Here is a 12,014-nt window from a genome sequence, read left to right as displayed (position 1 = left end):
TCTCCGATCCGTTATTCAAGCGTATTCCACAAAGTCGAAGTAATAGGACTCAATTTGTTCTCATGGGCATAGATATCAAGATGGATAAGTCCCAGTTGAATGGCATCCAAATTCGGACGCGGTTCACATTCGCGCAGATCAATATTCAACAGGTACTTGCCACATTTATGACACGCTTCGATGCGTTCATATTTCGTGTTATCAACATAAAAAACTTCACGGGTTTCATTGTCATCATTGCCGCAAGATGGACACGCATTCCGCTGAAAACGCCAGTCATGACCACATAAGGAGCAATGAAGGAACTTCTTGCCGCCACCCCCCACCAACTGATCAAGATCTGTGACCTCTTTAGGGGAAAGGTGAGAAATGGAAGGCGAGGAACCGCACACGGGACAATGCCCGTGCTCCCAAGTCAGGGAAGAAAGGGACTCACCCAGAGTTTCGACTATAGCACAAAGGACAGGTGCGGAAACAATCTCTGAAATATACAAGAGCGTGTCAGACGACACGATTTCTGGACATACGGAGGTGTTCTCAAAGTGCTTCCAATCGCCCTCAATTCGAGCCTGGGCAAGTCCCGAAACAATATCGGGGGTTGCCAGATGGCCCGTCAGAGATTTCTGCGTTTTTTCATCCAGTTCAAGCACTTCTGACAAGATGGGAAGCAAGACCTTGGCCGAATCGGTCAAATTCACGCCCCACTTGGTCATATCTATTCCCGCCAAAACAGGCGCCCCGGCAGCAATCCTGCCAGGATCGATGTCAGGTACACTTACCCCTTTTTTCATCAGGTCGTCACGCAATCCGGCGACAGCTAGAAAAACCTGCCCAAACCGATCAGCGAGCTGACCATAGGCCGGAGTACGTTTACGAATGGACTCAAGGGTCGTTTCAACCGCCTTGCTGGCAGATACATTGCTCATGAAGTGCTCCATGCACCCTACCTGATAGGGGCGGAATGCTCCGTGCATCGGCATCCCGCCCCATCAAGTGGAGAGGATTAATTGTTACGCTTTCATCGCCCTGAAGGGTCTGGCCAATGTTGCGAGGAACTGCTTCTTGCTCATGGGACCGACCTTTGCCTGAGCAACGGAGAACTCATGATAGTTCTCGGGGTCGTCAATAAGCAGGTAGATGACGTTCACTTCGTCAGGATCAGCAAGGCGCGCCTTGGGGTATTCCTTTTTCAATGTTGCCAACCGGGCATTCGCGAGCTTGAGCATATCGCTCCGCTCTCCGAACTGCATAGCGCCGGTGGGACACACCTTGACGCATGCCGGCGGCATTCCGTTATGAATCCTGTCATTACACATGGTACATTTTGCCATGACCCCGGTCTTTTCATTGCGACGCGGAATGTTGTACGGACAGGCTTCCTTGATTTCCTCGTACTGTTCCTTGGTGAAGCCCTTGGTCTTATCGGTAAAGATGACCGCTCCGGTCTCCTCATCCTTGACGATGGCTTCCTCAATATACATGTCACCCATTTCCTTGCAGGGAGCCAGGTCACAATGGCGGCACTGGTCAGGGAAAAAGTTCCACCGGACCTTACCATCTTCGAGGTGCTCGTTGAAACGAACGAGCTTATAGTTATTGGCATTCAGATCCTGCGGATTCTGATGGCTGCCCCACTTATACTGCGTGGTCTTGTTGGCAGGCAGCTCATGCCACTCCTTGCAGGCTATTTGACAACCGCGGCACGCTGTGCAGCGGGACGTATCGACTAATATCGTCTTGGGCATGGCGTACTCCTTTAGGTTGCCAGCTCGGTGAGCTTGTTGGCCTTGCGAATGTTTACGCAGCAGGCTTTGAATTCGGGAATGGTCGTATTCGGATCACCAACAAACGGTGTCAACCTGTTCGTGGAATCACCGGTTCCCGGGGTCGTCCAGCCAAAGCAGAACGGCATGCCGATTTCATGGATAGTCCGTCCATGAATCTTGAGAGGCCGCATGCGGATCGTGACCATGGCAAAAGCCTCGACACGACCGCGAATGGACTCGACGATCACACCATCACCATTCTTGATGCCCTTTTCCTGCGCCAGTTCCGGGCTCATCTCAACGTAGAGCTGCGGCTCGGCTTCAAGCAGATTCGGAATGTTACGGGTTTCACCGCCACCACACCAATGTTCGGTTACGCTGTAAGTCGTCAGCACGACGGGATACTTGGGATCTGCCGGAGCAGCCAGTTTATCCATCTCGGAGTCAACGAACTTGTAAACCGGACTGCTGAGCTGCTTGGAGAACATATTCGTCTTCACAGGTGTTTCAACCGGTTCGTAGTGTTCGGAGAACGGACCGTCCATACGGCCGGGACCGAATATCTGACCAAAACCATGCTTGGACATAATGAACGGATTCTTGCCCTTGCCGGTAGCCATCGGCGGCCAGCCGCCATCAGGCACATCACCGATCCACTTGCCATCTTTCCATTCGATAACAGCCTTGGCCTTGTTGTAAGGCTTGCCGTTAAGATCGACAGAAGCACGGTTGTATAGGATGCGACGATTAACCGGCCAACACCATGCCCATTTGGGGAACAGACCAATGTTCTTCTGCATAGCGGTCTGTTCAGTGCTGCGACGTTTGGCCTTATTGCCATCTTTTTCAGTGTAACTGCCAGCGTACAACCAGTTCAAACTGCTGGTGGAACCATCGTCGGCCAGAGCAGTAAAAGTCGGAACCTGTTGGCCCTTCTTGTACTTCGTTCCCTTGAACTCAACATCGCGAGTAAAACGACCATTGATGCGTGCACACAGCTCTTCAGGATCATACTTTTCAGGATAATCGAGCTTGGTCAGGGCTTCAGGCAGCTTGCCGCCTTCTTTCCCGTAAAGCTTCTGCACACGTTTCATAATGCCACAGAACATGTCCCCGAAAGGCTTGGCTTCAAACGCGGGCTTGGTTGCGGCGTAATGCCAGAGCAACCAACGACCCGAGTTGGTGACAGAACCGTCTTTCTCCAACCTGTGAGCGGAAGGCAACAGGAAGACTTCGGTCTTGACCTTCTTAGGATCAACGCCGGGACGCTTCCAGTTATCCGTGGTCTCGGAATGGTGCAACTCGGAAGTCACAAGCCAGTCGAGATTGTCCAGTGCTTTTCTGACCTTATTGGTATTAGGCACACTGTTCATGGGGTTCAAACCAATGATGATACCGCCACGAATCTTGTTGTGATACATGCGATCAAACAGATACATGTACGAGTAATCTTCACCCTTCTCGATCTTGGGCAAATACTCATAACAGAAGCCGTTTTCCTTGGTGGCGTTATCGCCGTACCAAGCCTTGAGCAGGCTGGCAAAGTACTTGGGCTTGTGCTGCCACCAGTTGGCAGACTGCGGATCATTGGACACAGGCGTGTTGCCCTTGATGTATTCATCATAGGTCTGCCAGCCGTTGTGCGGCATGGCCATATAACCGGGAATGATGTGATACAGCAGGGTGTGGTCAGTGGAACCCTGAACATTGGGTTCGCCGCGCAGAGCGTTGATACCGCCGCCAGCAACGCCGATGTTACCGAGCAGAAGCTGGATGATACCTGCGGAACGAATGTTCTGCACGCCGACAGTATGCTGGGTCCAACCCAAAGCGTACATGACGGTACCGGCCTTGTCCGGGCGACCGGTCGCAGCAAAGTTCTCATAAACCTTCATCAGGTCGTCAGCCGACACACCGGTGGTCTCGGAAACCGTCTTGACGTCATAACGAGAGTAATGCTTCTTGAGCAATTGGAATACGCAACGGGGATTCTTCAAGCTCTTGTCGCGCTTGGGAACACCATTAGCATCCATCTCAAAGCCCCATTTGGACTTGTCATACGTACGGGTCTTTTCATCGTAACCGGTGAATAAGCCGTTCTCAAAACCGAAATCCTTGCCAACGATCAATGACGCGTTGGTGTATTCGGTGATGTATTCATGGAAGAATTTCTTGTTCTCGACAATGTACTTGATCATGCCCCCGAGGAAAGCGATGTCCGTACCGGACCGCAAGGGAACATGGAAATCCGATCTGGCAGATGTGCGCGAGAATTTCGGGTCCACATGCATAACAGTGGCGCCCTTGTCCTTGGCTTGTAACACCCATTTGAATGAGATCGGATGATGTTCGGCAGCATTACTGCCCATTATAAGGATTGAATCGGCATTCTTGATGTCGATCCAGTGGTTGGTCATCGCACCGCGTCCGAACGACTCTCCCAGAGCCGCAACAGTTGCGCTGTGTCAGATCCTTGCCTGGTGGTCCATGTGGACAACACCCAGGCCGCGCATTGCCTGATGGGCAAGTGCACATTCTTCGTTACCCGCATGGGACGTGCCCAGCAGGAACATGGATTCAAGTCGGTTGACGGTGTCACCCTTCTTGTTCTTTAAAATCAAATCCTTGTCACGAGTGTCCTTGATGCGGCGCGCAATGCGGTCCAGCATCCAGTCCCAGCTCTTCTCTTCCCATTTGTCGCTATAAGGAGCGCGATACAGGGGCTTTTGCAGACGATGATGGCTGGTGGTCATGCTGAACATGGCCGCGCCCTTGGCACAGAGTGCGCCTTCATTGATCGGATAATCCGGATCACCTTCCGCGTTGACGAGCTTGCCATTCTTGACATGCCCGATAACGTGACAACTCACCGAACAGAACGGACAAACAGTCACAACCTCTTTAGCACCCGAAATTTTTAACGTTCCGGCGTAGGCCTTGACCGGAGTGAGACTCACTCCGAGCTGCCCGAGGGTGAGACACGCCGCGCTGGTTCCTGCGAGCTTAATAAAGCTTCGGCGGTCGAGTTTCATACCTATGGCCTCCTTGATAATTGCCGCGCTCCGTTGCGCTCGGCAGTGTTGTTCTCAAACGGGATGTTCAAGTGCAATTACCGTAGCACAAAATTCAATTAAATCAATATGTTATATTTAACATATTAAAAGACGCAGGACATTTTTCACTCATACTTTTCAAGAGAAAAAGGAAAACATTCCTGCCCCTTGGAGAGGGCATAAGATTCGACATCCTGGTACCATTTATCGAACTCCTTCGCGATACCACATCCGAACTGCGTAAGGTGGTATCCGGCCCGTCTGCTCGTGGCCCTTTCAATAAGTTTTCGACCGATCAATTCTTCGGTGGTTTTGATCTTTCCCCAAGCTCCACGATAGGACATTCCCAAAGATTCGGCGGCGGCTTTGAGGGACCCGCAACGTTCGACCTGACGAAGCAATTGCAAACGTCCAAGGCCGAACAAAACACCTTCTTTAGTTTCGACCCACAAATGCATCCGCATGATGGGACCGAGCGTGGGAGCGATAGTTGGACCAACGCCTGTAGCGGCACTGGCGGATTCGATCATTTCGGATTTCAGCATAGCTTACCTCCCAAAAGGACATTTGGGGAACGTGCAGGCGGTACACTCCATACACATTCCTCCGTTGCCCAACTTCGCGAAATCAGCACGAGCGATGGGCAAATCAGCCATAAGCCTGGGCAACAATATGTCCAGACTGGTTGTCTTGTGGAAAAGGGCGCAGGCCGGAACGCCAAGCACACGGGCATTGCCGATACTCCCGACCAAGGTCATGGCACCAGGCAAAACCGGCATTCCGTGCACCATGTCTGTCAATCCGGCAGCAATCAGTCCCTGTCGTGTAACATCATCCGGGTCCACGGACAGACCGGCGGTGGTGATAATCAAATCACATCCGAGCCTTTCCAAACCACGGACCGCGCCAGCTATTTCACTGGCGTCATCAGGCCGAATCAATGTCTCGATAATAGAACCACCAAGATTGACGACCTTGGCTTCCAGGACCTCGGCGAACCGATCTTTGATCAATCCCTTGAAAATTTCGTTACCGGTAACGAGTAAACCGACCTTGGTTTTCTTCAACGGGGCAACAGAAAACAGCGGAGCATCATTAAGGATGGCGAGTGCCCGCCCAAAAATCGATTGTTCGAGAAAAAGAGGGATAGCTCTGGTGGCGGCAGCCCTTCTGCCCTTGCGGACCAAACTGTAACCGTGACGACTGGCGGCCATAACACTGCCCAACGAATTGAAAGCTGTCAGCAAGGGTTCGTTCACCACGAGCATTCCGTCCCGTTTAGCCAGCAGGTTCACCCGCCCTTCACGGGGATCACCTTCGGCCACGACACCATCGCCGCACATTGCCTTTGCAAAGGCCCTGGCCGCATCATCTTCATGAATAAAACCTGTCGGCGCCTCCTGATCCACATACAAATTAAAACGCCCCATCTGCTGCAACCGGCAGACATCCCCAGCAGTGACCACATGGCCACGGGAAAATTCAACACCCTTGGATTCGCCGGGGACAATGCGCGTCATATCGTGCGCGATAGTCTTGCCAACGCTTTCTTCAAGCGGAGTTGAAGGAATGGCTGTTTCGATGTCAGTGGCAACCGGCAGACTTCTGTCACCAACATACGGAGAATCCCCGGAGCAGGAACGACAAATCGCACCATGAAATTCAGGATAGGCATCACCACAAATCGGACAAAGGACAATGGTACCCTTGCTCCGTTTGGCAACAACGTCCGGCTTGATCAACACGTTTTCGACCGACAACATCTCTAGACCATGATCACGAATTTCCCGCCGCAATTCCTTGGAATTCTGGTCCTGCTTGGGCTTGGTTTTCATCAACCAGCACAAGGTGTGTGGGAAACATGTCAGCTTACTCGGGTCAAGTCGTACCCTAACGCCTTCGCCAGTGAACTTATCAAATAATGAAACTGCATACACGCCGGTATTCCGAACCCGCAGCCAGCCGTTGCCGATGGTACAGGGTGTCAACAACTGCACGGCATCCGGCAAACACCAGGAAGTTTCGGAAATGGCATCAAACAACACACCTTCAGGGATATGTCGCTTGGCCTCTTCAACCATATACCCGCCCAGTAATAACCCAGGGGCAGGATAATTATGAAACCAAGTTGCGAGTTCCACAAACCCGTCAAAGGTAAAAGCCTGTCCGGCAGACAGTGCTGGGGGCGTTGTCTCAGTCATTTGAGTATGCATCATTCTCCCACAGATGTTATTATGCCCACATGGGCACAATTACCCCCTAGAGGTAATATGAGAGTAGACACAACACGCACGGACTTACTCAAGGTATGGCACAAAAAAGCACAAAAAAACTTTATATTTGTGGGCTATAGAGAGCAGCAAACCCCCCGCCTATTAACATCATACTTTTGCGGTCAAATAAAATAATCTCATAATATCAGTGCATTATTCACCCAGAGAGAAAAAGGACACAAAAGAAAAATAATGGTGCCAAACCGTTGCTAAGTCCGAAAAAGCCTTCATATTTTTATTCAGGCCACTGCGGTTTTGCAAAAGAAAAAAATATTTTCCCAAAGAAAACGACAGCCACAACGGTTCTTCAAACACAAAATAGAATTGCCCGTTGTTTATAGTGAAATAATAATTGCGAACCGACTCTCCTGTGCCATTCTGACAAGAACGTCAGACAGGAGAAACAGAATGAATCGGTCCATGATATTTATATGTACAATACTACTGGCCGCATTCTTCGGCCTGAATATCACAGGATGTTCGCAACCCGAATCTCTCCGAATTGGTACCATTTTGATCCTGACAGATCAAAATGGCGAACGGCTTTCAGTAGAAGTAGAAATGCTCAACGGCATGCAGATGGCAATTAAAGAAATCAATGAAGAAGGGGGTATCCTCGGTACAAAAATTGAATTGATACATAAAGATTGCCAAGGGGACCCGGAACTGGCCAAAAAACAATTTCGAGAAATCGCTGCGCAATCTCCCGCTGCTGTCATCACCATATACACTCATATAACCGCAGCCCTTGTTCCTCTCGCCACAGAATTAAAAACCATTCAATTAGCAACCATGGCAACAGGCGAAGGCATCACGGACAATGCACCGTACTCATTCAGATATTGGCCTCAATCTTCGGATGAAGGCCGGGCCATTTTACCTCTGGTCGATAAACTCAGGGTCCGAAAACTCGGACTAATCAACATCGACAATGCATATGGAAACTCTGTTTCAAACGAACTCTCAAGGCTGCTGACCACAAAAGAAGTGACAACACAAAAGATTGTCTACAACAAAATAAATCCTTCATTACACGAACGGCTTAAAGCCTTTGTCGACTGCGACGCCATCAGTTTCACGTGCTTCCCAAGTGATATTGAACCGTTGGCCAAGGCCATACGTGAAGAGTACCCCAATATGCCCCTTATCGGTCCAAACAGTATTTCAAGCTCTCACTATCTCAAAAATCCCATTTTTGACGGGATCTATGTTGCAGCGCCACTCGTCTATAACCCAGCCTCTCCCTACCTCGGAAATGTTGGAACAAGATTTGAAGAAACATACGGACTCCCTCTGAGCCAATACTCTGCCATCGGCTACGATATTATCACATTGCTCACACAGATTATCGGCAAAAATGGAGCGTCTCCTGACGCCATCAAGAACACCTTTGAAGCGGGATTTGTTTTCCCTGGACTCTTCGGTGATGTGGTCAATGCCCAAGGGTCGCATCATATGACGTACCAGCTCATCCCAGCAAAAATAAAAAATCAAAAGCTGAAATACCAAAGGCGTTAGTATGTACCTGTCCACCCGATTTATCACAGGAATTGTCGTTTTTGTCCTCATGCTGTTCAGCCTAACTGCCATGGTTTACCAGCAAAGCCATAAAACTCTCAAAGACCGTGTCGAGCATGACGGGATGCTGGTGGCAAATTTCATATCAAACAACATTCATAACAACTTCACGTTCATTGAAGAAGACCTGAAGCTCTTTTTGATCTCTACGATAAAGGATACGCCCATGTATTCTCAACCATTGAAAGAGATCTTCACCAAAAGTCTTCTCACGCGTCGTTTCATCCAATTTTTCGAAACGGAATACGGATACCGCCTCTACGAAAAAGTTACGATCTTCGACAACATGGGAAATGTCATTGTTTCCACAGATGAAACGACCGACGGCATATCTCAGAAAATCAAGTTGCAAGAAAAGATTGATGAAGAAACCGGCCTCACCCTTATGCAAAATATCAACGGGCAACAAAAACTGAGCCTTGCCATCAAAATTCGCAACGCGCACAAAGATGTTGTCGGTGTCATACAGGCCGTATGTTCTGTAGCATCCCTTGTCAGGGGAGGTGGCATGAACCTCAAAAACATGAACGCTCGACAAATCGACCTCCTCACCCAAAATGGAACAATGCTTTATTCAACGGCATTGCACACTCCATTTATGCAGTTCCCGGACCGTCTGTTATTGGAAAAGATATTACGAGGAGAACGGACGTTCGTTCGAACAAATGCCAACGGGATCAAGGAATTAATCATCGCCCTGCCTCATTCTCATTTGTCCTCAGAAAAATTCGACAAGGTTCTGCTCCTTTACCTTGATTACAACACTCTTTTCCAACCAGTCTTACAACTACGCATATGGATTGGTGTAGGAGCCTTTGCCTTAATTTTGATCGCTGCTGTGTTCTTCATTCTTGTTAGAAACATCACCATCCGAGAAGCGAACGCCTCAGCTCTCGTAAAAAATGAAAAACTTCTTCAGAGCATTCTCACCGGCATCGAAGCCCTTGTCATATTCGTCGATAAAAAAACACACACGATCACATGGGCAAATTCCATGAGCAATGAACTTCTCGGAATCCCCGCAGAAGAAATAGTCGGCGAAAAATGTTATAAATACATCTGCCATTGCGAAAAAAGCAAACAGGAGCATGAGTGCCCTGCAGGTGACAAAAAGACATTGCACACCGAATTCACGCTACAAAAGAGAAACCACACGATCATCCCCATAATGAAGACCGTACTCAACGCCCAAATAAATGACCGACCTCATTATATTGCCATAATATTCGACATCACTCGGAGAAAAACCGTCGAACGACAACTTGTACAGGCGCAAAAACTTGAGAGTGTCGGCAACTTGGCTGCGGGTATCGCACATGAAATCAATACGCCTTCACAATACATTTCTGAAAACCTCAGGTTCATCAATACTGCAATGAACTCTTTAAGACACTTTTACGATATATTTCAACGATTCAGCCTGAAAGAAGGAGACTTGGCACACGCTGAAATAGTCGAACAGCTCAAAAGACACGGGGAAAACACCGACATGGACTATCTCCTTGAAGAAGTCCCTCAAGCCTTGTCTCAATCTCTTGAAGGAATCCAAAACATCACAGACATCGTCCAAGCCATGAAACGCTTTGCCCACCCAGGCAACCGTAAAAAAATGATGGCTGATATCAACGAATCTCTCAAAAAAACCAGCATAGTGTGCCGAAACGAGTGGAAATATCATGCAGAACTGGTCTATGATCTTGATGAAACTCTGCCTATGGTTGAATGCAGAATTAATGACATCAACCAGGTATTTCTCAATCTCATTGTCAATGCGGCACACGCTGTCTCTACAAAACTCAAGGGGACTAAAGGAAAAGGCACGATAACACTGACGACTTTACAAGAAAACGATGATGTCATCATAGCCGTCAAGGACACTGGAACGGGAATACCCGCTCCTCTTCTTGATCGAATCTTTGATCCATTTTTCACCACCAAAGAGGTGGGCACGGGAACAGGACAAGGATTGGCTATCAGTTATTCCATCATCAAAGAAGGACACGACGGAACAATTACCGTCGACAGCGACGAGGGCATAGGTACCAAATTCACCCTTCGATTACCGATAAAAGCACAAGGAGACTCCGATGGATGACCGGATTCGCATACTCTTCGTGGACGATGAACCCAATGTTCTCGCCGCGCTCAAACGCATGCTCAGAAACAAACACAAAGAATGGGATATGCACTTTGTAGAGAACGGCGCCGACGCTCTCTCGCTCATGAACCAGCAGACATTCGACATAATCGTTTCGGACATTCGCATGCCTGGAATCGATGGAGGAGAGTTACTGAATCGAGTAAAGGATCTATCGCCAAAAACGATCAGGATAGCGCTCTCAGGACAAGTCGATATGAATGAAGTGATGCAAAGCATCAGAGCCGTACACCAATATATTTCAAAACCCTGTGAAGCAGATTACCTGATCAACAGAATAGAAGGGGCACTCCATTCTCAAGCAGTATTGACCGATGAACGCATGTTACAACTGGTTACTGAAGTCGACGCCTTGCCGGTAATCCCTGAAGTTTTCCAAAATACCGAAGCTGAGCTACGAAAAAAAGAACCGTCCATAGACATCATCGCCGGGCACATCACGCAGGATGTCGGACTTGTGACCAAGATTATCAAACTGATCAACTCTCCATACTTCGGGCTACCCACTCAAGTTGACTCAGTCGAGAAAGCCATCACCATGCTGGGGCTCGACACCATACGAGCACTCATTCTCTCGACACACTTGTTCACCATGTATGAAAAGAAGACACTCCCAGCCTTTTCGCTCTCCCTGCTTTGGGAGCACAGCTTCAGAGTCTCCAATATCGCTCGGCTCATTGCCGGCTATGAAGAGGCCCCCCAAAACATCATCATTCAATGCCGTATGGCAGGTCTCCTCCACGACGTTGGCAAATTGGTTATGGTCAACTCTTTCCCTGAAAAATATTCAGAAGTTCTTGCACGCGTTTCAGTCCCCGACGGCCTGTCTATCTACTCAGCAGAAAAAGAAATCTTCGGAACAACCCACGCCGAAGTAGGGGCGTACCTAATGGGACTCTGGGGTATGTCCAGCAACGTGGTGCATGCCATCGGGCATCATCACGGCTTCAACAAAGTCGACAACAGTGTCGCCATGTATCTCTCAATTGCAAACACCATTGACCACAACTTCGTCGTCTTCAACGACCAGTATGAACGCATTAAATTTGAAAAAGAACTTGCCCCTATAATTCTGGATCAAAACAAATTGGCCTTATGGGTGCCCCACATCAACGACAATTGGCCAGGTGAACCTCCTCTCATCGCTTTTTCTCCTGAAATTCTCAACGAACTGATCGCATAGGAG

The 12,014-nt window shown here is 48.9% G+C and carries 8 protein-coding genes; 3 read left to right on the top strand and 5 right to left on the bottom strand.

Annotated elements, in window-relative coordinates; translation table 11 throughout:
• Nucleotides 1–11 precede the first annotated feature (11 nt).
• The 5 genes from SYK_RS14775 to SYK_RS14755 form a co-directional block, all read right to left on the bottom strand.
• On the bottom strand, nucleotides 12–926 hold the full coding sequence (locus SYK_RS14775; protein ID WP_281761038.1) for a formate dehydrogenase accessory protein FdhE: 915 nt from the start codon (nucleotides 924–926) through the stop codon (nucleotides 12–14).
• 84 nt (nucleotides 927–1,010) lie between these two features.
• Nucleotides 1,011–1,745 carry a 4Fe-4S dicluster domain-containing protein gene (locus tag SYK_RS14770; RefSeq protein ID WP_281761037.1) on the bottom strand — a complete coding sequence of 245 codons (735 nt, stop codon included), beginning with the start codon at nucleotides 1,743–1,745 and terminating at the stop codon, nucleotides 1,011–1,013.
• Nucleotides 1,746–1,756: 11 nt separating this feature from the next.
• On the bottom strand, nucleotides 1,757–4,798 hold the full coding sequence (gene fdnG, locus SYK_RS14765) for a formate dehydrogenase-N subunit alpha (RefSeq protein WP_281761036.1): 3,042 nt from the start codon (nucleotides 4,796–4,798) through the stop codon (nucleotides 1,757–1,759).
• Nucleotides 4,799–4,944: 146 nt separating this feature from the next.
• A complete protein-coding gene (locus SYK_RS14760; protein WP_281761035.1) occupies nucleotides 4,945–5,364 on the bottom strand; it encodes a winged helix-turn-helix domain-containing protein in 420 nt (139 codons plus the stop codon).
• Between the two features lie 3 nt (nucleotides 5,365–5,367).
• The gene (locus SYK_RS14755; RefSeq protein WP_281761034.1) at nucleotides 5,368–7,032 is read right to left on the bottom strand and encodes an FmdE family protein; all 1,665 of its coding nucleotides are present in this window, start codon (nucleotides 7,030–7,032) and stop codon (nucleotides 5,368–5,370) included.
• A gap of 468 nt (nucleotides 7,033–7,500) precedes the next feature.
• Here SYK_RS14755 and SYK_RS14750 point away from each other — a divergent pair, with 468 nt between their 5' ends.
• From SYK_RS14750 to SYK_RS14740, 3 genes are read left to right on the top strand one after another with little or no spacing between them, the layout of a single operon-like run.
• Nucleotides 7,501–8,610, top strand: a complete 1,110-nt coding sequence (locus SYK_RS14750; RefSeq protein ID WP_281761033.1) for an ABC transporter substrate-binding protein — start codon at nucleotides 7,501–7,503, stop codon at nucleotides 8,608–8,610.
• A gap of 1 nt (nucleotide 8,611) precedes the next feature.
• Nucleotides 8,612–10,765 (top strand): ATP-binding protein, encoded by a 2,154-nt coding sequence (locus SYK_RS14745; protein WP_281761032.1) that lies wholly within the window; start codon nucleotides 8,612–8,614, stop codon nucleotides 10,763–10,765.
• On the top strand, nucleotides 10,758–12,011 hold the full coding sequence (locus SYK_RS14740; protein WP_281761031.1) for a response regulator: 1,254 nt from the start codon (nucleotides 10,758–10,760) through the stop codon (nucleotides 12,009–12,011). The genes SYK_RS14745 and SYK_RS14740 overlap by 8 nt, the downstream gene beginning before the upstream one ends.
• Nucleotides 12,012–12,014: the final 3 nt, after the last annotated feature.

Source organism: Pseudodesulfovibrio nedwellii (genome assembly GCF_027923765.1).
Taxonomy (GTDB): domain Bacteria; phylum Desulfobacterota; class Desulfovibrionia; order Desulfovibrionales; family Desulfovibrionaceae; genus Pseudodesulfovibrio; species Pseudodesulfovibrio nedwellii.
The sequence above is the reverse complement of the archived record's forward strand: the minus strand, read 5'-3'. Positions and strand labels throughout refer to the sequence as shown.

Excerpts from the sequence above, each read along its gene's own strand:
- SYK_RS14775 (WP_281761038.1), bottom strand. The coding sequence starts at position 926 with ATGAGCAATGTATCTGCCAGCAAGGCGGTTGAAACGACCCTTGAGTCC.
- SYK_RS14770 (WP_281761037.1), bottom strand. The coding sequence starts at position 1,745 with ATGCCCAAGACGATATTAGTCGATACGTCCCGCTGCACAGCGTGCCGC.
- SYK_RS14760 (WP_281761035.1), bottom strand. The coding sequence starts at position 5,364 with ATGCTGAAATCCGAAATGATCGAATCCGCCAGTGCCGCTACAGGCGTT.
- SYK_RS14755 (WP_281761034.1), bottom strand. The coding sequence starts at position 7,032 with ATGCATACTCAAATGACTGAGACAACGCCCCCAGCACTGTCTGCCGGA.
- SYK_RS14750 (WP_281761033.1), top strand. The coding sequence starts at position 7,501 with ATGAATCGGTCCATGATATTTATATGTACAATACTACTGGCCGCATTC.
- SYK_RS14745 (WP_281761032.1), top strand. The coding sequence starts at position 8,612 with ATGTACCTGTCCACCCGATTTATCACAGGAATTGTCGTTTTTGTCCTC.
- SYK_RS14740 (WP_281761031.1), top strand. The coding sequence starts at position 10,758 with ATGGATGACCGGATTCGCATACTCTTCGTGGACGATGAACCCAATGTT.